Source organism: Lachnoclostridium sp. An131, from assembly GCF_002160825.1.
Classification (GTDB): Bacteria; Bacillota; Clostridia; order Lachnospirales; family Lachnospiraceae; genus Laedolimicola.
Window position 1 is genome coordinate 17,998 of record NZ_NFLI01000004.1, and the last position, 20,400, is coordinate 38,397.

The 20,400-nt window shown below is 48.6% G+C and carries 15 protein-coding genes; 3 read left to right on the plus strand and 12 right to left on the minus strand.

Annotation, left to right across the window (positions count from 1 at the left end; all coding sequences use genetic code 11):
* Positions 1-194: 194 nt before the first annotated feature.
* From B5E77_RS03950 to larC, 6 genes are all read right to left on the minus strand, one after another.
* Positions 195-887 carry a DNA/RNA nuclease SfsA gene (locus tag B5E77_RS03950; RefSeq protein ID WP_087164090.1) on the minus strand — a complete coding sequence of 231 codons (693 nt, stop codon included), beginning with the start codon at positions 885-887 and terminating at the stop codon, positions 195-197.
* Positions 888-900: 13 nt separating this feature from the next.
* Positions 901-5,457, minus strand: a complete 4,557-nt coding sequence (locus tag B5E77_RS03955) for an FtsK/SpoIIIE domain-containing protein (RefSeq protein WP_087164091.1) — start codon at positions 5,455-5,457, stop codon at positions 901-903.
* A gap of 1 nt (position 5,458) precedes the next feature.
* The gene (locus B5E77_RS03960) at positions 5,459-6,937 is read right to left on the minus strand and encodes a hypothetical protein (RefSeq protein ID WP_087164092.1); all 1,479 of its coding nucleotides are present in this window, start codon (positions 6,935-6,937) and stop codon (positions 5,459-5,461) included.
* Entirely contained in the window at positions 6,937-8,481 is a 1,545-nt protein-coding gene (locus tag B5E77_RS03965) for an ATP-binding protein (protein WP_087164093.1), read from the minus strand. Before B5E77_RS03965 ends, B5E77_RS03960 begins: the two co-directional genes overlap by 1 nt.
* Positions 8,482-8,495: 14 nt before the next feature.
* The gene (locus tag B5E77_RS03970) at positions 8,496-10,508 is read right to left on the minus strand and encodes a Druantia anti-phage system protein DruA (protein WP_087164094.1); all 2,013 of its coding nucleotides are present in this window, start codon (positions 10,506-10,508) and stop codon (positions 8,496-8,498) included.
* A gap of 349 nt (positions 10,509-10,857) precedes the next feature.
* On the minus strand, positions 10,858-12,219 hold the full coding sequence (gene larC, locus B5E77_RS03975; protein WP_087164095.1) for a nickel pincer cofactor biosynthesis protein LarC: 1,362 nt from the start codon (positions 12,217-12,219) through the stop codon (positions 10,858-10,860).
* An 813-nt stretch (positions 12,220-13,032) separates the two neighbouring features.
* On the opposite strand from larC, the gene B5E77_RS03985 reads away from it, so the two are divergent.
* Genes B5E77_RS03985 through B5E77_RS03995 form a run of 3 tightly spaced genes read left to right on the plus strand, consistent with a single transcriptional unit; the run spans position 13,033 to position 14,737 of the window.
* Positions 13,033-13,602 carry a chromate transporter gene (locus tag B5E77_RS03985; RefSeq protein WP_087164097.1) on the plus strand — a complete coding sequence of 190 codons (570 nt, stop codon included), beginning with the start codon at positions 13,033-13,035 and terminating at the stop codon, positions 13,600-13,602.
* Positions 13,599-14,162: a chromate transporter gene (locus B5E77_RS03990; RefSeq protein WP_087164098.1), complete on the plus strand. Its 564-nt coding sequence runs from the start codon at positions 13,599-13,601 to the stop codon at positions 14,160-14,162. The genes B5E77_RS03985 and B5E77_RS03990 overlap by 4 nt, the downstream gene beginning before the upstream one ends.
* Positions 14,163-14,167: 5 nt before the next feature.
* Positions 14,168-14,737 (plus strand): hypothetical protein, encoded by a 570-nt coding sequence (locus tag B5E77_RS03995; RefSeq protein ID WP_087164099.1) that lies wholly within the window; start codon positions 14,168-14,170, stop codon positions 14,735-14,737.
* Between the two features lie 338 nt (positions 14,738-15,075).
* On the opposite strand, the gene larB is transcribed toward B5E77_RS03995, so the two are convergent.
* The 6 genes from larB to B5E77_RS04025 all read right to left on the minus strand — a co-directional run bounded on the left by larB (position 15,076) and on the right by B5E77_RS04025 (position 20,384).
* Positions 15,076-15,828, minus strand: a complete 753-nt coding sequence (gene larB, locus B5E77_RS04000; protein ID WP_087164100.1) for a nickel pincer cofactor biosynthesis protein LarB — start codon at positions 15,826-15,828, stop codon at positions 15,076-15,078.
* A gap of 127 nt (positions 15,829-15,955) precedes the next feature.
* The gene (locus B5E77_RS04005) at positions 15,956-16,750 is read right to left on the minus strand and encodes a DeoR/GlpR family DNA-binding transcription regulator (RefSeq protein ID WP_087164101.1); all 795 of its coding nucleotides are present in this window, start codon (positions 16,748-16,750) and stop codon (positions 15,956-15,958) included.
* A 106-nt stretch (positions 16,751-16,856) separates the two neighbouring features.
* Positions 16,857-17,807 carry a transketolase family protein gene (locus B5E77_RS04010; RefSeq protein WP_087164102.1) on the minus strand — a complete coding sequence of 317 codons (951 nt, stop codon included), beginning with the start codon at positions 17,805-17,807 and terminating at the stop codon, positions 16,857-16,859.
* Positions 17,788-18,738, minus strand: a complete 951-nt coding sequence (locus tag B5E77_RS04015; RefSeq protein ID WP_087164103.1) for a transketolase — start codon at positions 18,736-18,738, stop codon at positions 17,788-17,790. Before B5E77_RS04015 ends, B5E77_RS04010 begins: the two co-directional genes overlap by 20 nt.
* 10 nt (positions 18,739-18,748) lie before the next feature.
* Complete coding sequence (alsK, locus tag B5E77_RS04020) at positions 18,749-19,711, minus strand: allose kinase (RefSeq protein ID WP_162609636.1); 963 nt, start codon at positions 19,709-19,711, stop codon at positions 18,749-18,751.
* Complete coding sequence (locus tag B5E77_RS04025) at positions 19,704-20,384, minus strand: hypothetical protein (protein ID WP_087164105.1); 681 nt, start codon at positions 20,382-20,384, stop codon at positions 19,704-19,706. Before B5E77_RS04025 ends, alsK begins: the two co-directional genes overlap by 8 nt.
* Positions 20,385-20,400: the final 16 nt, after the last annotated feature.

A 20,400-nucleotide genomic window follows, 5' to 3' on the forward strand; every position in this document is an offset into this window, starting at 1 on the left:
AATTATCCAAAAGGGTATAGCATACTACACCCTTGATTTCCCGACTATCATAGCACAGTTTGTCAAAAAGGTAAACCTCTTTTACGTTTTAGCCGATTAATTTACAGTTTTTCCTTTGGCAAGAAGGTATATGCATAGCTATAACCGTAAGTTTTCTATTATCAATCAATAGTATACTGCCGCCTATCCCTTTCTTAAGCCCTAACAGGAATCCTTGCATACACCTGGGGCTCTCCCTCCATCAGCCTTATACTGATCCCACTGTACGTCATCCCCTTTTCAACGCAGTCGATAAAAAGCTGATAGAATTCCTCTATAGATTTATTGAGCTGAATTTCTGTCACAGCCGGATTCAGTGAAACAAATAAGTAGCTCGCCTGGTAGCCCTGATTCAGGAGTCTGCTGATTTGGCACAGCTGCTTAATGGCTCTTTCGGAATAGACAGTCGGAAATAATCCACATTTATCAAAGGATAATATGCTTTTAATTTCGACCAGCGTCCTCGTATCAGGAAGATAAAGATCCGTTTTATAGGCCTCTATTTTATATTCGCGAATTACATTTCTACGATTTTTCCCCAGGTAAGAAAAGTATCTGCGGTAAAGCTGAGCCTCGATTACTCTGTTGACCTGCGACAGGTTCAGCAATATAAAGCTCCTCCTGTATTTGACTGCATAGACTGAGTAGGCCGTCCTGGCGTTTTCTGCCGCTACAGGCCTAAGAAGTACTGTCCGGTTCCGCATGTCAATAAAATTGCTGAGCCGGCATGAGGAGGGAATGTAGCAGGTTACATCCTCTCCGTTTACCTGCACAGTACATAGAAAGCGGTTTTTTATCTCACATTTAAATATGCCGTATATGACATCGTCTGCCTTTTCAGCTGTCATCTATCAGCTCTCCTTAAAGTCTCTCCAGGAAGCCTGTCAGCTCCTCTTCTGTAATATAAAGCCCCTGCATACGCTTAGTATCCGTATCAGTCACCAGGAGCAAATCTCCCTTGCCGAGCAGATTTTCCGCACCTGACATATCAAGAATCGTCTGCGAATCTACATGTGAGGGAAGGCGGAAGGATACCCTGTATGGAATGTTGGCCTTCAACGCACCCGTCACTATCTGCGCTGACGGACGCTGGGTCGATATAACCAGGTGAATACCCAGATTGCGGACCCTCTGCGCAAGCATAACAAGGAGCTTCTCAAACTCCTTCCTGGTTCCCTGCAGCTCAGCGGCTTGAATCAAGTCAGCATACTCATCAATAATAACTACCAGCCTTCTCATGTAGGAGGAAGGATTCTTTGTATTGTAAGAATCAATGTCACGGCATCTGCTTTCCTTAAGCAGAGCAGTACGTATCTCCTTATCCTCGTCATTTATTTTCCGAATCACCTTCAATGCCTCTGCGGCATCTGTGATAACATGTCCACCGTATAGCATGGGAAGCCCTTCAAAAAAGGTAAAATCAGTCTGCTTCGGATCAATAATAAGCAGCTGCAGGGAATCCTCCTGATATTGCCTCAGCAGACTGACAATAATGGAATACAAAAAAATTGTTTTGCCTGACCCTGTCGTTCCTGCAACTAAAAGATGTGGCGCTTTGGCCAAATCAACTACCTCGATCCTTCCATCCGGTATCTGCCCAGCAAGAAAATCCAGGCTTCCCTCTGCCCCATCCAGCTGATGTAAATTTTCTATCAGCCCTACCGTTCTTGCTGCACCCGCAAATGGAATGTCCACAGAAATATATCTCGTACCTCGGATATGGTTGACAAGGAGCTCGCCATCAGCCTCCATCTGAATTCCAATATCGACCTTATATTTTTCAATTGCCTTCATTGTTTCTCCAGATTTCAGCTCTACTGTAAAGCGGGTGAAGCGGGCCGCCTCCTGCACCATATCGGGATCTACAGGCTGTGCCTGAATCCCATAATCTCTGAACACCTTATTCAGCCTCGCACATTTATCTATGATATCTCTTATGACTCCTTTTTTTGCTGCCCTGTCCTCATTTTTCTGCTCAAATCCACCGCCTGGCAGACTTTTTTCCGAAATCGCGCCCGACCAAGCAGGCGCTTGATCTCTCGCTGTATTCTCTCCCACCCCATGTGTTTTATCGCATTCGTCCTCTCCAGGGAGACTAGCGAGCTCCCCTTCTCCAGTCTCAAAAGGGCTTTCCAACAGACCGGAAATAATGCTTTGGATTTCTCTGCTCCCGATCGTAATCAGCTGATATCTACACCCTTCGGGCTCATCTCGCCCAGCAAGCCACCGCACTGAGCTCTCTGCATGCTCAAAATCGACAAAGGAAATAGACCTGCTCACAGTAATTCTAAGCTCTCCCGCAAACAGTGAATTTAGTCTTTCACTTAAATGGTGCTTTTCTTCCGGCTTTATTGAGGACTGATACAGCGCATCAAACACCTGCTCTCTCAGTATTTCCCGTCTCGAAACCGTTGTTATTTTTTCGGACGCTCCAAAAATCTCTCTGATGAGCGCCTCTAGCACGGAGACCTGCCTGACAGCATGACCGGCGATAGTATCCCCTTCTATCTGGAATGCGCTCTCGTGATTGGAATAGGTCTTCACCTCAATCAGATCGACAGCTGCCTCATCCTCTGACAGAAAATCTATCCCAACCAGATCCGGCAGCCTGTTGTCATCTCTGTCAGAAAGCCATTCTCTTGCAAGCTGTGTGTCCAGGCCCACAAGCATTGCCCCGCTGTGCATCTGCAGGTACCTGATTGCAGAAACAGCAAGCCCCAGGCTGCCCTTTCCATGATTAGCTTCAAAAACTCGATTCGTTGAATGTGAGACAATACTCAGCAATCCTTCATCATTGATTTCACGGACAGCCCGAATAATATTACCTATTCCCTTTTCATTCGGAATAAAATTGCCACATTGCTTGATCAGGTAATCAAAGCCCTTCTCAAATTTCCGAAGATTTTTTGAATAAATCCCAATAGACCGATAATCGTTCTCTCTGTAAAAAAGCTTTTCACTGACAGCTCTCAGTGAAATATCCCAGCTTTTCAAGCTTTGATCAAGAATCACAAGCCAGTCTGCCTTCATTAAAAGACTGTCATAGGTTTCTCTCTTCAGAGGAGTATTAAAAAAGGTACTCGTATGGCTGAAGGTAGAGGGCTGCTCATTCAGCTTCTCAAGAATGCTGGCGTAGGTTGAGAAGATTCCACCCTCATTTGCCGGACGTATTTCCACCCTTTCGTCAATCGGATTGTACTGATAGACCTTGGGTACACATAATGGGTGAATGTGAAGCTGCCTGCTATTTTGTGCAGCAGCAATTCGCACCTCATTTGGATCAAAAATGACCAAAATATGCTGCTCCTTGTCCAGCTCAGCTAAAATTTTATGGTAGGGAAGTCTTTTCTCTGCTATTTTCAACCGAAATTTCAGACTTCGCCTGCCCTTTACCTGGCCCAGCATTCCATCATTCAAGGCTTCATCCCCTATTTCTATCCAATCCGAGTCCGCCTCCTTTGTTCTGAAAATAGATACCTCGATACCTGACACATTGAATTCACGATCCTTATCAAGCTGCTTCAGCATCTCCACGATAGCTTCCACTGATGGAGGATCGATAAAAGCGATTCTGAGCATCATGCTTGAATGCGGATATAGACACATATACCGGATAATCGCTTTCTTCAGATCGCCAATTCCGCTCTCGCTCTGGTTGATCTGTCGTCTGGTAGAATACACCGGAAGCGTACCAATCCGTCCCGCCAGCGGAAGGAATACTGCCCCCTGCGAACGTATTGTCGCAGGAAACAGCATCACTGAAAGAGGATCGGGAATGTCTCCGGCCTTACGGATTATAAAGCTCTTATCCTCCTCAGAAAGCTGTCCCTCCCCAAGCTCATCGATACCACGTTCAGAAAGAATCTCCTCTGCCAGCTTAATATATTTCCATAAATAAAGAGGATTCAGCGGTGTAGGCACCGCATGACAGGCCTTTGTTCCCAGAATAAAAACATTGTCAAGAGATATGATAATATTCACAAGCTGCTTTGCATTGGACGGAGCTATCCTCCATATCCTGGGAAACTCATCATTGACAGCAGTCAGGAGCCGCTCATACGCGTTAAGGTATGCCGTAAAGCTGTCCTTTTTCAACAGGACCTGCAGCATCGGCACATCCTGCAGCCGTTTTTTCCATGAAAGCAGAGCCTCCCTGGCAGTTAAAAAGCATTTGAGCGCAGTAGAAATCGTCTCGCCACCGTCTACTAATCCGGAGATTTTTCTGAGATTATCCCACACAATCTCCAAATACTCCCTTGTAAAGGGCACATACTCATACTTGACCTTCAGATCATCCAGCGCTTCTGTAGGCGATTGTACATCTGCGTAAATGGTTCCTCCAAAATCATCCTCACTAACCAGCTCCTCGGCTATCCTTTCAGAAAGCGGCTCCGGCCTAACCTGAATTTTTATACCCTCGTGACAGATCTCGACATGCCTGCCCTGTCTTGAGTCAGAGTAATCGTCAATCTCGTGACCAAGCTGGTCCAGTATAGTCTCCAGCTGCTGCGAATTATCCTCAAAGACTATCTGTGCTGCAAGCGCTGTCGGATTTGTATAGCCGCCTCTGGCTCTTGCAGGCCTTGAACCATTTTTTCTCGCTGCCTTAAGGCATTTCTCAACTGCATCCACATCCATCAATCTCAGCAGCTCGATATTCTTCGTCTTATAAAACTGCAGGATCAAGCGCGGAGTCTCCCGGTCCTTCTGCCCTGTGTAATAATCAGTAATGCTTTGCCGTTCAGCCTGCTCAAGATTTCCTATACGCTCAACCAAGCTGTGATTGTGCCTGATTCTTTTAACAAGCTCCTCCACTCCAGGTCTGCTACTTATTATGTTTGCGTCTGAACAGAGTCCCAGCCTGTAAAAATGCTTCTGCACTACCTCTGGAAGTGTGACAGGGTCCGCTTCCAGAAGATCCTCAAGATATTCGAGCACCCTTTCAAAATTCAAAATATTACGAACAGACTTTCTCCGAAGCGCCTGCAGCAGAGTATTGATAACCTGATTACTTTGAGCCAGCCTTTCCTTCACATAGGAGCAGCTCTCCAAATAAACTGCCTCCAGTGAAATCTCCGGGAACCAGCGCAGCGAAGAAAGCTTTTCAATTTCTACCCGCTTGATAATGAGAATCCGGAATATCCCTTCATCACCGGAATTTCTGGACTCCTCAGCCTCCTCCACAGAAAATGCATATGCAACATTCTCATGGATTGGCAAATCTACTCTTAGCTCTTCAATTGCTTCCTTAGAAAAGCCCAGGAAAAACAGCTCTGCCCGCCGTCCACAATCCAGCCCATCTACAAAGCTCCGGTAGTTAAAATCGGGCAAATTTAAAACTGCTACTCCGTATTCCTCTGCATATGCCTTTCTGTTTACCAGCCTAACAATAACCTCTGTTAACAGACGGGTTCTCATATCACAGCCTCCATCCTACCAGTGTAACTCCGTCAGCATAGCTCCTTGCCAGCCCCAGAGATGTGAAGCTTTCTGCAAAGGCCTGCGCGTTTACTGTCAGATCGCCCCGCAAATCCCCCGGCGTATTCTGCGCAATATTGGCATCCTCTAAAATTTTGTATTCTGTATCCGCATTTGTTCCAAGCAGAATGTTATATGTAGATACAGCCTTGCTCCCAAGCTCCTTGAGCTCTATCCCATTAAGCTCATCTTCTGAGAGAATACTTAAAGCTATAGTCTCAAGCGCGAAGCTGTTAATCAAATATCTTTTAATTCTTGCCCTGCTTCCCTTCGGCCCGACAATTCCACAGCGTACACCCAGCACCCGGCAAAAGTCAGAGGGAGAATTATATCTATATTCAAAGGTATAGGCCGCAATTTGAATGGCATGAGCTAAGGCATAAACTGGCTTTTCCCCGTCAGCGCAAAAGCTTTCAAAATAGCTTTCTATCGCAGGCCTGATACTCGTTTCCCGCTCCTCGCTGGAAAACATCATTTCTTCAATCCACCTCTCGCAGGAGGCTTTGCTGTTTCTGGAAATTTCAGGTCTGATTTGCTCCTCAAACACCCTGACAAAATAATCCTCCACGGCTTTCTTTGCTGCTGTATAGCACTGCTCGCTCGCTTTCTTGATCGACTCCAGCTCTGTACCCGCATCTAGAAGAATAGGGACACGAGGGCCTCCATAAAGAGCACTGCAGCAGTCTGCCAAATAAAGAAAAACCGCAAAGCCTGAAAAGCATATCATTCGTTCCAGGATCAGAAGTGCATTACCCTTAGCTCCCATCCGTATCATGTTCTCAGCCAGTCTGTCAAAGCCATTCCTGATAGTCTGTTTACAGGAATCCCATTTAATCTCGTTCTCCTCCGGATAGCAGACTCCCATCAGCGTTCTCTTTTCCTCACCTGATGGATAGGTAATAATCGGCTTCAAAATTTTTGTGAGATCATCATCATCTCTGCTCAGAGCCGATTGAATCAGCTCAATAGCCGGAGATCTCCGTCCACCTATCCTCTTCGCCAGTATTTTGAACAAAAACTCTCCAATATTAAGCTCTGACTTGACACCCGGCTTTATAAGCCAATGAGAGCTGATGCTAAATACAGAAAGCCGATAATTAGGATATACGGTGTTGTCCTGGTTAAAAATTTCCTCCATCAGGAAACGTATCTGTTTTATATTTTCCGGATTCTCCTCCGCACCATTCCAGAGAATCGCCTGATATCGATCTATAATATCAGCTGACGATACCGCGTCCTTTCTTCGCTCACTAACCACCCATTCATGAATATCCTTTGTACAGCAGGTCTCTCCCATGCATTGGCGAAATAGAGCATTCGCAATATGAGAAGGCTTTAGTGAATTTGAGGTTGGAATAAATTCCAGATACTCCCGGCAGACGGAGTCGGCAAGCTGCTTTAATGTATCTCTTTTTGCCATCACTCATCCTCCTCAAAGCCGTATTTAAAATCTCTGATATACAGAGAACGCTTAAATCCCCTTTTCCGGCTCGCAATTATAATTTCGCCATCCTCATTTTCCTCTGTCTGCCCGCTTTCACACAGCTGCTGTAAAAACAGGGCTGCCGTTTGTGTGTACCTGGGTGCCAGCAAATTCACAGGATATCCTTCCTCAACAGCATTAAGAGTTCTGAGGAAATCCACATCCATTACCAGACAAGGGGCCTCCTTCCCTTTAGGCTTTAAAACCAAATGTCTGGGAGTATACTCCAGCCCCTTCAGCCAGTCAGCCGGCCTGGGCATCTGAATATCAAGCTCACTCGTGTCAATATACTGGCTGGAAACAGCTGTAGAGGCCTCAATACTGAGATCATATCGATGAGTAGTCCAAATACGGAGCTGCTTTCTATCCTCCGAGGATGACAGAAAAAGCTTATTAAGGGAGTGAACAATTCTTTCCTTGATAGCCTTTCTCCTCGTATCAAGCTTAACAAACATATCTATACATTTTTCTATTTCTGATGGCTGCAGCCTCTGAAGCTCTGCACCCTTTAAATTCTCAAAGTAATATTTTCTCTTTATAGATTTAAACAGCTCCGACGCCTCATCCACCGCCTCGTCGAGCTCTGGTGAAGCAGGCCAGCGTTCCGGACATCCCATGCACCATCCCTGCCTGATATCACCATTCCACAGAGCCTCATCAATAGACGGATTGGAAAGATAGATGGGATCATACAGCTGAATTGCCTGAAGAAGTGCATTTGTCCCTGCGAATATGGCATCATAATACAGCAGTCCACTGAATTCCTCCGTCTCACAGGCTGTTAATGCAAATGCAATCGCTCCAAATATATCGCGCACCGAAAAATGTTCAAAGCTCATAGAGGCCAAATCAATCAACGCAACAAGCTGTCTTCTAATCTGCGGCTCAGATAACGCAGTAATATTGTACTCCAGCTGCCGACTTTTATAAGTATCCTCCCTGAGAAGCTCGCAAAGCCTTAAAATAATCTGTTCAGCCAGTGTATGATCCCTGTCAAGCAGATTTCTTTCATTCAGATCAATCACTGCAATTTTTTTGATATCTCTATGTGGTATGTCATACACAATAGAATGCTGCTTTACTGAAGAAATTTCCTCATACATTTCAGGCGCCAGCTGCCTGATCTGCCTTTGAAGATGCAAAAAAGGGTATTCGTTGACAGCCACTACTGCCGCTCTTCCTTCCTCGTAGCATTTCACCAGCTCCTCCGCTACACCAGCAGAGTTCTCGATTTCATTCATATCCATCTGCACATAGGCATCTAGCTGCGAAAGCCTGTCTGCAAGCATTCTTATTAGAAAGGTTTTCCCATCTCCCGGATTTCCAGTCAGAAAAATAATCCTGCCCTGCATCAGTAGAGAAACTACAATTTCCTCAACGTTTGAATGAATATGAAGAAGCTGTAGCTCCTCAGCGGACATATGATCCGAATAGCAGTTTTTTCCCCTGTAAAGCTTACGGATAAAATCCAGGTTACTCATGTCCCGCCACCTCCTTAAAGCAGGCTTGAGAGAAGAAGGTCTTCTACACGAAAATGTTCCAACCGTCCCACAATATCCACTGTCGTCAATCGCTTTTCCAGCCAACGGTGATACCAAAAGTCTATCAGATATTGCGTATGCCGGGCGATTTGTTCATCATCATTTAAATCAAATCCATAATCAAGCTCCTCAGTCAGCCCCATCAGAAATTCCTTTGTATTTTTCGCCAGATCGATGGAATAAACAATCCTCGGAGAATAATGACGCAGAAATGCCTCTGCTTTTATTCCGATTGAACGTAATCCTCTGCTTATAAGCCTGAACCTCGGGCTTGTCCCCTCACCAAAAACATGATTTATTTTTTTTCCTCCATCCATCCTCTCTAAAACAGCTGAGAAAAGGAGTGTAGTTTCTGAGGAGAAATATACTGTCCCATAGCCTTCTGTTATTCCCATTTTGCGATATTCCAGTGTACCACCGCTCAGAAGCGGGACCTTAATTCGATTGTATTGACTGCTTCCTGCAGAATAAAGACTCGTGGTTCCCAGAAAGGCCAGCCTGCTGTCACGAATTACCTCCTCACCCTTCATTCGAGAAGCAATTTCACTGACCTGCCTTTCATATTTTTTTGTACAGTCTCGTATCACAACAGGGCTGCATGCAAGAATACTTATAAGCTTTCCTCCCAGAAGCTCATTGTATGGTGGAATAGCCCCACATACAATAATTTCCATCATATTGGAACCAATTTTGTATTTTCTGTTGGCAATCAGAGCTGTATTGACGGCTCTTCTTCCCTCCTCTGTTGAAAGCAGTGCCATCAATCTTTCCAGGCTGCCTTCTCCGCAAGCCTCCTGAAAAACTCTTTTAGCGGATAATAATTTTGCTAATTCTGCAGCTCGTTTCCTTTTAAATAGGGTTGTCTTAGCTTCTCTCTCCCAGTCCGGATTGTGTCTGCCGTTCTTATTATTAAGAGCTTTCCTGCTCAGGTCCTCTGCCAAAGCTGTCAGCTCTGCTATAAACTCAGCATCTGGATGCTCTATTTCCTGCTCACAATTCAAATCCTTTATATAAATATCGTCAATTGCCTTATCAAGATTGTTAAGAAGAAGGGGATAGATTCTATCCGCAAAGGAGCGGGCTCTTTCGTTGTGCTCCTTTTCTGACTCAGCAGCTTTATCTATTTTAACCTTTACAGTCCTACCCTCTGTCCTTTTCACAATCTGATCACAGTAAGAGGTATCTCTTTTCTGCATCAGCTGTCTTTTAATTGAATCCACAGTCCATCCAATATCATCATCACGAACAGCCAGGTTCAAAACAGAGTTTCCCAATGCAAAAATGCCAATCACCGGGTGTGCTGGCTGCAGTCTGTCTCTGACCAGATAAAACAGATTTCTTCCTGGCATTGTCTTATACGGTATTGACCAGGTATACCTAAAATAGCGCCAGACATCCGACAGCTTATATCCAGTAAATTCATCACGTTCATTAGTTACCAGCTGTATATATGGATCACAGACCTGCTTCCGATCAAGAATTTTCTCCTTCAGAATTTCCGGATCGCCAATCAAATCCTTTATTGATATGCTCTTTCCCTTATAATTTCTGACCTTCTCCAGCGAACGAATAAAGCCTTGTACACTTTTTACCTTAAATTGAGCATTTCTTTCAGCGCTCAGTCTGTAACGAATCCGTGATTTATCATCCGTCTCTCCATTATCCATTTGTAGAACAAGACTAACTCCGTTTACCTGAAACAGCCAGCCCTGCTTTGACAAATCCATCAGAACGTGCAATACAGCAAGATACTTTAATGTGTCCGTATCCCAATCTGCCGTATTTGTCTCCTGATGAGCCTCCCTCACCCTATCAATCTCATTTTGAATCAATTCATCCCGATTGATTGCCAATGCATTGCTTATCCGTGTCAATAACTCTGCATAGGCTGCCTTGTATCCATCCCCTATATAAGGGCTGAATTCTTCTGACACCAGGGTATCGTCAGAATCATTTACTTGCATCATCTATATGCCCTCTCTTTCAACGATTCCGGTTTGCATTTCAGGTAATTTTCTGTGATACCCCGATTGACAGAGACATCCACCTCCAGCAGTATTTTGAACATCTTACCTGCCCTTTTGTTCCTCTCAGACTCTGTCGATTAAACATCCCAGACACTCCTGCTGTGACTGGCACATTGTATCAAACCGGCTTTCTCCATTGACTGTGCTTACCAGCATAGCTATGAATTTATAAGCTGGTTATGCATTATCAGTGTACAACAGAGCAATACTCCTATCACTGATGCTAGTATTCTATCATATTATGTCGCAATGAACAAGAGTTCTGTCTTTTCCTCTTCTCCCCCCTTTACTACCTATACTGCATATCATTCTCCGCCTCTTCCTTCACTACCCGGTACACCTCCCGGTAGCTCTTCCCGCTCTTTCGTGCCAGTTCCTTCACACTCTCATATTCCGGATAAAAGACCTCTTTCCCATCTGGCAACGCGCAAATCTTAACCTTCGCCGCTCCAAGTTCTGTCTGCACCTCGGCAAACCGCCGCGGCAGCACATCCCGCTCCACACGGCAGCGCCGCACACCAATCGTCGTCGTCTCCCGGAACAAAATTTCATCCATTTCCCGGATATGTTCCTCATCGCAGAGTACAGACAGTTTATAGGCCGGTCGGTTTTTCTTCATAAAAATGGGTGTGAAGAAAACATCCCTGGCTCCGGCCTCCAGAAGGCAGTCCATCGCATAGCCCATGGCCTCGCCCGGGCAGTCGTCGATATTGCTCTCCAGCAGCCACAGCTCTCCCTCCGGCTCCTCTTCTATCAGCATAGCCCGCAGAATATTCGCCTTTGGAAACTCCTTCTTTCCGGCCCCCAGGCCGGCCCTCTTCACGCGGAAGCGTGAAGGCTGCCGGCCTTCGGACAGCGCGGCTATCGCCGCGCCGGTCGGCGTCACCATCTCACCCTGCTGCTCCGTCTGCCGCAGGGTGAGCCCGTGCGCCGCCGCAATCTCCAGCACTGCGGGCACGGGCACGGGCAGCACTCCGTGCTGGCAGTGCACGTGCCCGCTGCCCTCCCAAAGGTCGGAGACCAGCACCTTCTCCACACCCAGCTCTTCGAGGCAGGCTGCAGTTCCCACGATATCCACGATGGAATCCACAGCGCCCACCTCGTGGAAATGCACCTGCTCCGGCGGGCATCCATGAGCCTTGCCCTCCGCCTCCGCTACTGTGCGGAACATTTGCCTGGAGAGCTCCAGTACACGGGGCTTCAGATCTGCCGTCTCCAGAAGCTGTTCGATATCCTTCCAGGTACGATGTACATGGGCATGGGTATGAGCCCCCCCATGATCATGCTCACATTCACGCCCCTCTCTGTGCTCATGTATATGCTCATGATGCTTCTCATGCTCATGTACATGCATATTACTACCATCTACATGGCCGTGTATATGACCATGCTCCACCTGTACATGTCCGTTCATTTTTTCCTGCAAATGCTTATGATCTGCCTCATCCTCCAGAATTACATCAAAATCACAGACGTCCAGCCCGTTCTTCCGAAGCCGCTGCACCTTGATTTCATATCCATCCACCGGAAGCTTCGCAAGCGTCCGGCGCAGATTTTCCTCGGTCGCGCCGAGATCAAGAAGCGCCGCCACAGTCATGTCGCCGCTGATACCGGAACGACATTCCAGATATAAAGTATTTTTATCACTCATATTTCTTATTCCTCCTGAAATCCAAACCAATGCGTAGAAAAATATTCTGCAGAAATCCGCTTCCCGGAATCCTCTTTCATCCTGAAATACCTCGCCCAATTCCGCTGTTCTGGCTGTATAAAATATTTTGCCCAATTTCTGCGCAGGTGTATAATCGTCTTCATGCCGCCTGTCAGATACTTGTTCTTTATGATAGGCACTGCTCCGTTCTCGTTTGAGGAGCTTAAACTCATGGAAAGGTATTCAGACCTTTCTCCCCTCTTAGACATCCTTCCCACTCCAAAGAAAAGATATGGAAAGGCCAGCTGCCCCCAAGCCTTCCGATGCACCGTTTACAATAACCGGAATACCCAGGCCTAGCTCTCCAGAATCAGATACACGGTCAGCTTTTGAATTTCGAAACAGGCGTCTCGGATGCTGGATTACGCACCTGGCATTTCTTTTCTCTCGTAGAAATCTGGATATCGAGTTGAGTTTCTCCAGCACAACGCTCCTGGCGCAAGTCCTCCCACCGCTCATCTCAAATCATGAAAAAAGCGCCAATTTATATGAAAGAAGCACTTGTTCCACGACAGAGCACCACACACTGTCAGGTCATGAAAAGAACCCTCAGTCGCGTACAATTTCTCACATAAAGAGACGTAACAATTTTCCAAACACTCCTGTCATTCCATCCAAACAAACGGACTCCATAATACTTCTCCAGCTCTTTCACCGCATTCATAGAAAAATACTTATCCATTTAATAGGATAATACTATTTTACATATGGATCAAGACTGGATATACTTAAAACCAGAGGAGGAGACTGAAGATGAAAAACAGAAAACAGGTCTTGTCAAAGCTGTTCATTTCCACGCTGTACCTGAGCGCCTTTACCTTTGGCGGCGGATACGTGATTGTGACCCTGCTGAAGAAGAAATTTGTAGATGAATACCACTGGATTGAAGAAAATGAAATGCTGGATCTGGTTGCAATCGCCCAGTCCGCTCCGGGCGCGATCGCGGTAAACGGGGCGATCGTGGTCGGTTATAAGCTGGCCGGGCTCCTTGGTGCCCTTACGGCCATCATTGCCACAATTATTCCGCCTTTCGTCATTATTTCTCTGATCTCAGTGTTCTATGCCGCTTTCCGCAGTAATGTAATCATCAGCGAGATCCTGGAGGGAATGCAGGCTGGCGTCGGCGCTGTCATAGCAGCTGTCGTCTATGAGATGGGCGCAGGCGTCGTGCAGAGCAAAAGCGCCGTTTCCATTTTAATTATGAGCGTTTCGTTTATCGCAGCCTGCGTATTTCAGGTCAATGTAGTCTATATTGTGCTTGCATGCATTCTGCTCGGAATCGCGAGAACCTGCATTCACATCAGAAAGAGGGGAGAAACATGATTTATCTGCAGCTGTTTTTAAGCTTTCTCCAAATCGGCCTGTTCAGCTTTGGCGGAGGCTACGCAGCCATGCCTCTGATTCAGAGCCAGGTAGTAACTGCGCATGGCTGGCTCAGCATGAGCGAATTTACAGATCTGATCACGATTTCCCAGATGACGCCCGGCCCTATCGCCATCAATTCTGCAACCTTTGTGGGGATCAAGATCGCAGGACTTCCGGGAGCTCTGGTGGCGACTATTGGATGCATACTGCCCTCCTGCATCCTGGTAACACTGATTGCAGGCCTGTACCTGAAATACCAGAACGTAAACGCCCTGCAGAGCGTCCTGAATTCTCTGAGGCCTGCAGTCGTAGCCATGATTGCATCGGCTGGAATCTCGATTCTCGTCACAGCCTTCTGGGGCAGCGAGACACATGCTGTGCTTGCTGAAACCAACTGGACACTGGTCATTATCTTTGCAGTCTGTATTCTGCTACTCCGGAAATTTAAAATGAATCCTATCTGGGTCATGCTTCTGGCTGGCATCATGAACGCTGCTGTATCTCTCATCAGGGGGTGAAGAAAATGTCAGACGATATGATTTCGACAGGGACAAGAAAAACACCCGGCGGCGCAGATACAGCTGCAGCATGTATGGAAATCACAGTAAAATCTCATTTAAATCGGTTTGAGCTTTGTGCTGAACCTGGCACACAGCTTCTCGCGCAGATTCAAAGAAGGTTCCACGGTGGAAAACGGCTGGAAATCTCAGACGCCGGAAAGAAACTGACGGCTTGTGTCCATCAGGAACAGGAAACGCTGATCGTCACAAAAGACAGCGGCGAATCCTTCTCCGCTTCCCTGGAATACAGAGAGGATGCAGAAGGGAGCAGAATCCAGAAATCCCTGGTCCGTCCACCGATGCCGGAAAAGCTCCGGTTCCAGATTCCTCAGGGAGAGCTTATCCTGGTTCAAACTGAACAGCGGAATTTCGAGATTTATCTGGATGGACGGAAAGTTATCGAGATGAGCCATATGCTCAGGCGGACGAAGAAAATCCGCATTCTGTCAGATATGATTCCGAAGGACTACTATGGCATCGTCTTTGCTATGGCCATTTTCATGCTTCATGATGATGATATAGAAATCGTGTGACAGACCTCGTCAGAAATCACACCACTGCTCTTCAACTCATTTATAATGGCAAAACAGGCTTCCGCGAAGGAAAGGGACCTGAGCCTTGGAAGCTGAAGCAAGAGGCGGGGCCCGAAACACAAACTACCGCTTTTATAAAACGCAAAAACAGCTAAACAACAGAATTTCAGAACCCAAAGAGGGCAGGCGCATCCGCGCCTGCCCTCTCTGCTATAACTCCTGTCTCAAAATTCTGTCTTTAGTTCATATTCTCAATTCTTATCCTTGGTTCCTATTCTCAGTTCCTGTTCCCAATTCTGATCTTTGGCTCCTGTCCCCAGCTCTCATTTTATTCGCAGTCAACTTCTCCGCCCGCAGGCCAACCGATTAATCTGCGTCGCTACATACGCGGCTCCATAACCATTGTCAATATTTACGGTGGTAATTCCGTTCGCGCAGGAATTCAGCATGGTCAGAAGGGCCGAGAGGCCTCCGAAGCTGGCTCCATAGCCCACAGAGGTGGGAACCGCAATGACAGGCACATCCACCAGCCCTGCCACTACTCCGGCCAGAGCACCTTCCATGCCGGCCACAGCAATCACGCAGTTTGCTCCGTGGAAGGTATCCATATTGGAAAGAAGCCTGTGGATTCCAGCCACCCCCACGTCAAACAGCCGGACCACGTTTGTGCCGAAAAATTCTGCCACCTGGGCCGCCTCCTCTGCCACAGGCACGTCGGCCGTGCCGCCGGTGCAGACTACGATACGGCCGATATGCTCCTTTTCCCGTTTCTCCACTTTCAGAATCCGTGAAATGTCATCCCACACCGCTTCCGGAACCGCTTCCTTCACGGCTTCGTACTGTTCCCGGGTCGCGCGGGTTCCAAGCACATCGATTCCTTCCGCCGTCAGCGTCTGGTAGATTTTCACCAGATGCTCTGTCGCCTTCCCCTGGCAGTAAACTACCTCCTCAAAGCCCTGGCGGACCTTGCGGTGATGGTCGAGCTTGGCAAAGCCCAGATCCTCATAAGGAAGGTTCTTCAGCTGTTCCTCAGCCTGTTCTATCGTGATTTCATTATTTTTTACCTGAGTTAAGAGTTTTGTGATATCCATGATGCCTGCTCCCTTCCATACCCTTTTGCCTCACTGCTTTCGGGATGCCCCTGTCTCATCCTTTCACCTGTCGTCCTTTCGCCTGCCGGGACATGCTCTCTCATTCTTTTCCAGAACACTCTTCCCCTCATTCCTCCACCGGCACTGTCGTGACGCTCGTCAGGTTGCGGAAGGCTTCCAGGTCCTCCTGCTCAATCCCCTCGTCTGTGATCAGCTCGTCTACGTCCTGCAGGTTCATGGTCTGCGCGAAGGCTACCCGGCCTACCTTGCTGCTGTCGCAGATAACAATCTTTTCGTTGGAGGCCTTGATGACATCGCGGATGCGCAGAGCCGTCTCCAAATCCGGCGTCGTGATGCCTTTCTCTGCCGTAATCCCCGTACAGGTGATAAAAATTTTATCAATATTTACCATATCAAGAAATTCGTCATGGAACGGCGAGGTGGTGTAGTGATATTTGGTGCGGAGCTGGCCGCCGAGGATCCAGATATCAAAGTCTGTATTCTGCTCCAGCCAGACGGCAAAGGAGATATCGTCCAGAATCACCATCAGCTCTTTCTTTTCCGTGAGGAGCTGAAGCAGCTCGAAGGAGGTGCTGCCCGTCATAATCGCGATGCGGTCGCCGTCCTCGATACGGTTCAGGGCTTCTGCCGCGATAGCCCGCTTCTGCTCTGTCATCCGGACCTTATTCTCAGGGAAGTATTCCAGCCCTGTCTTGGTCGAAATGATCGCTCCGCCATGGGTTCTGGTCAGCTGCTTTTCCTTCTCCAGCTGCCGGAGATCGTTTCGGATCGTAGACGCTGATACGCCGAAATAATCGCAGAGCTCCGGAACAACGATCTTCGTCTGCATTCTCAGCATCTTCATGATTTCCTGTTTTCTTTCTTCTGCAAAAAGCTGTGTCTGCGCCTGTTTCTCCGCCATATCCTTCTCCCGCCCCTGTTATCCTAAAAAAGGCTCCCAGCCGGCAAGTCTGCCCTGCCGGCTGGGAGCACTTACTCAAAAAAATAATATCATGATTTCCAAACCGTTACAAGTGCCGTTTGACCGTGTCCAGAATGTTTTCCACCGTCAGCCCATAGGCCTTCATCAGGTATTCCTGGCTTCCCACCTGGCCAAACTGATTTCTGCTTCCGATCCTGCTAAGCCTTACACCATAGCCTTCCCCGGCTATAACTTCCGCCACTGCGCTTCCCAGTCCGTTTGTGATTCCGTGGTTCTCTACAGTAACCACCAGCTTTTTCCCGGGGATCTGCGCTTTCAAAAGCTCTGTATCCAGCGGCGCTATCGTAAACATATCGATCACTCCCGCATCGATCCCTTCCGCTCTCAGCTGCTCTGCTGCCTCCAGCGCGAGCTTCAGTCCCAGGCCGGCAGCGACAAGCAGGACGTCCTTTCCTTCCCTCAGCACACAGCCCCTGCCTGTCTCAAAGCTGGATCCCTCTGCATAGATATCCGGCATGCCCTTTCTGGCCGCCCGGATATAGTGCACTCCCTTTCTGCCCGCAAGCTCCCGAATCAGCCAGCGAAGCTGCACGCCGTCCGCCGGATCATACACCTCAACCGTGGGAATCGCTCTCATAATCGCGATATCCTCCAGCGTCGTATGGGTCCCGCCGTTCTGGGCGGCGCAGGCGCCCGGATCAGAGCCGTAAATATTGATGGTATTTCCGGCATAGGCGCCCTCCAGGAATATCTGATCGCAGGCCCGCCGCACCGCAAAGGGCGCAAAGGTATGGACAAACGGAACACGCCCCCGCATGGACAGGCCAGCCGCGATCCCCATCATATTTGCCTCCGCAATTCCCACGTTGATAAACTGGGACGGATGGCTGTTTTTCAGCTTGGAAAAGCCGGAAGCTCCGCCCAGATCCGCCTCCAGGGCAATCACCCGGCCGTCCTCCTTCATCAGCTCGTCCAGGGTTTCCACAAACACCTTCCGCATCTCTGTGCTTCCGTCCTTATCTGCAAGACTCCACATTCTGTCCGCCTCCTTCTTCTACGAATTTTTCCAGCTCTTCTATCACCTCATCCAGTGCCTGCTTCGCCTTTTCGTCGAATTTCGGCGCGTGGCAGTCATCCTTATCCTCGTAGCAGGGAACCCCCTGTGCCTTCACCGTGTCAAGAAGCACGCAGACCGCAGAATCCTTTACCTTCTTTGCCTGGGTAAGAGCATCCAGAATGGAGCTCTCCTCTTTTCCATCTGCCTGCAGAACCCGGAAGCCAAAGCTCTCCATCTTTTTCTTCAGGTCAAAGGGGGTGATGATATCCTCCAGCCTTCCGTCCAGCTGCCGTTTATTGTAATCTATGATCACAATGACCTCATTCAGCCTCTGATGAGCCATAAACTGGAAGGCCTCCCAACACTGGCCCTCGTTCAGCTCGCCGTCCCCGACGATGAGGTAAACCCTCTGTCCGGAATCGGGAAGCTGCGCGTCTTTCGCGCCGCTCTCATTCTCATGTGCCGCTGCGCTGCTTTCAGGCTCCGCCGCGTTCTCCAGCTTTTCCAGCCGCAGCGCCATGCCAAGGCCCGCCGCTACCGAGGTTCCCTGTCCAAGGGAGCCGGTCGTCGCATCCACGCCCGGCGTCTTCAGGCGGTCCGGATGGGAAGGCAGCCTCGTACCGCCCTCATTCAGCGTATAAAGCCATTCCTTATCGAAAAATCCATGGAGCGCCAAGGCTGCATAGAGGGAAGGGCCGCTGTGGCCTTTGGACAGCACCACATAGTCCCGCTCCGGCCAGTCCGGATTTTTCGGATCGTATTTCAGCACCTCATTGTAGAGCACAGACAGAAGCTCCACGATGGACATGGCCCCTCCCAAATGTCCATAGCCTCTCCATTTCAGCATTTTCAGAGTCTCGAGCCGGATCCTGGCGGAACCGGTCTTCAGTTTCATCTCTTTTTCAGTCATGATTCTCTCCTCATTTTTCAATCTTTTCCAGCTGTTCAAAGGCATAAAAGGCGGAACCCGCCGTGCCCGCTCCAGGCTCCCGGCTGGCATGCACAACGTCAAAGTCTCTGCCCGGGCAGGGCTTTCTTGTAAATTCATACACGTAATCCCAGAAGGCTTCCTCCGGAAAGCCCTCCATCTCTATGACACCGCCGCCCACTACAACCCGGTCAGGATCGAAGATATTGATTTCCGAGGCCATCGGGATCGCCATGGCCTCCAAAAACTCCTGCACCGGCCGGTCGCTGCTGTGGTTTTTGAAAATCAGCGGGAACTCCTCCCCCGGCCAGTTTTCCTGCCAGATATCTCTCAGCACATGGCCGGATGCGTAGCACTCCGCACATCCTCTGTTTCCGCAGGTGCAGTACCGGTCGCTTAAGTAAAACGGGATATGGCCGAGATCACAGGCTGTTCCATGCTTTCCGCCCAGGAAATGGTCTTCCAGATATACGCTGTTTCCGATTCCCGTTCCATAGTAGATGCCTATGGTGATCCCTTTTCCCTTCCACCCGTGAACCGCGATCTCATACTGCAGAAGATTGTTTGCATCCTTATTGATAAATACAGGAAGCTTCAGACGGTCCTCCAGAAAACGCACAACATTTCTTCCGTCGAAGCCGCCGTTTTCATTTTGCAGATTCGGACAGTTATACACGACCTCCTTCGCTGCGTCCACGGGAGACGGAAAGCCGATCCCCACTGCCAGGGTACGGTCCTCCAGGCTGTGGCGTTCCAGAAAGCTGCGGATCTGTTCCTCCAGAAGCTCCACAGCCTCCCCGGGGCCGCAGAGCACCTGGCTTGAGATCTTCTCAAAATGATCCACCTGTCCATCCCGGCTCACCGCACCGATCCGGAAATTTGTCCCGCCGATATCAATTCCAACCGCTATGCCGCCAGTCCTGCTGCCGGCTCTGTTTTCCCGTTCCTTATTCATGTATCCATTCCTCATAGTCGGCAAGCATCTTCTTCCAGGCCACGCCCATATCATGATCCTGGCTGAACAGACAGGTCGCGCCCATGATAATGATATCCACCCCTGTCTCGCTTACCTTTTTCATCGTGGCCCTGTGACAGCCGCCGTCGATCTGCGTCTCGAAGGTGTACCCCATTCTTTCCCTGAGAGCATGCGCCTCCCGGATCTTATCCAGCACAGGCTCTATCAGGCTTTGCTTGGCAAATCCCGGCGTGACGCCCATAAAGGTCAGAAGATCTACCTCCTTCAGGTAATACTGCAGGGCAGAAAGGGGAGCCTCCGGTCCGAGAACCACGCCAAATTTCTTTCCCCGTCCCTTTATGTAGGAAATATACTTAAATACATTGCGTCCCATCTCCTCCAAGGGCAGCGAGATGATATCAGCGCCCGCGTCACAGACAGCCTCTACGATCTCCATCCCCAGATCCTGAACCATCAGATGGACGTCCAGCGGCGTCTCTGTAATTTTCCTGAGCTGCCCGATAAACTGGGGCGACAGGCACATATTCCGCGCATAGTGCCAGTCAATCACATCCACATGATAGTAATACGCATAAGGATTCAGCCCTTCTATCTGCTCCTGCACATTCATCAAATCCATTGCCATCAGAGAAGGGGCAAATTTCTGTTTCATCCTTCCAGTCCTCCAT

Excerpts from the sequence above, each read along its gene's own strand:
- B5E77_RS03950 (WP_087164090.1), bottom strand. The coding sequence starts at position 887 with ATGACAGCTGAAAAGGCAGACGATGTCATATACGGCATATTTAAATGT.
- B5E77_RS03955 (WP_087164091.1), bottom strand. The coding sequence starts at position 5,457 with ATGAGAACCCGTCTGTTAACAGAGGTTATTGTTAGGCTGGTAAACAGA.
- B5E77_RS03960 (WP_087164092.1), bottom strand. The coding sequence starts at position 6,937 with ATGGCAAAAAGAGATACATTAAAGCAGCTTGCCGACTCCGTCTGCCGG.
- B5E77_RS03965 (WP_087164093.1), bottom strand. The coding sequence starts at position 8,481 with ATGAGTAACCTGGATTTTATCCGTAAGCTTTACAGGGGAAAAAACTGC.
- B5E77_RS03970 (WP_087164094.1), bottom strand. The coding sequence starts at position 10,508 with ATGATGCAAGTAAATGATTCTGACGATACCCTGGTGTCAGAAGAATTC.
- larC (WP_087164095.1), bottom strand. The coding sequence starts at position 12,219 with ATGAGTGATAAAAATACTTTATATCTGGAATGTCGTTCCGGTATCAGC.
- B5E77_RS03985 (WP_087164097.1), top strand. The coding sequence starts at position 13,033 with ATGAAAAACAGAAAACAGGTCTTGTCAAAGCTGTTCATTTCCACGCTG.
- B5E77_RS03990 (WP_087164098.1), top strand. The coding sequence starts at position 13,599 with ATGATTTATCTGCAGCTGTTTTTAAGCTTTCTCCAAATCGGCCTGTTC.
- B5E77_RS03995 (WP_087164099.1), top strand. The coding sequence starts at position 14,168 with ATGTCAGACGATATGATTTCGACAGGGACAAGAAAAACACCCGGCGGC.
- larB (WP_087164100.1), bottom strand. The coding sequence starts at position 15,828 with ATGGATATCACAAAACTCTTAACTCAGGTAAAAAATAATGAAATCACG.
- B5E77_RS04005 (WP_087164101.1), bottom strand. The coding sequence starts at position 16,750 with ATGGCGGAGAAACAGGCGCAGACACAGCTTTTTGCAGAAGAAAGAAAA.
- B5E77_RS04010 (WP_087164102.1), bottom strand. The coding sequence starts at position 17,807 with ATGTGGAGTCTTGCAGATAAGGACGGAAGCACAGAGATGCGGAAGGTG.
- B5E77_RS04015 (WP_087164103.1), bottom strand. The coding sequence starts at position 18,738 with ATGACTGAAAAAGAGATGAAACTGAAGACCGGTTCCGCCAGGATCCGG.
- alsK (WP_162609636.1), bottom strand. The coding sequence starts at position 19,711 with ATGAATAAGGAACGGGAAAACAGAGCCGGCAGCAGGACTGGCGGCATA.
- B5E77_RS04025 (WP_087164105.1), bottom strand. The coding sequence starts at position 20,384 with ATGAAACAGAAATTTGCCCCTTCTCTGATGGCAATGGATTTGATGAAT.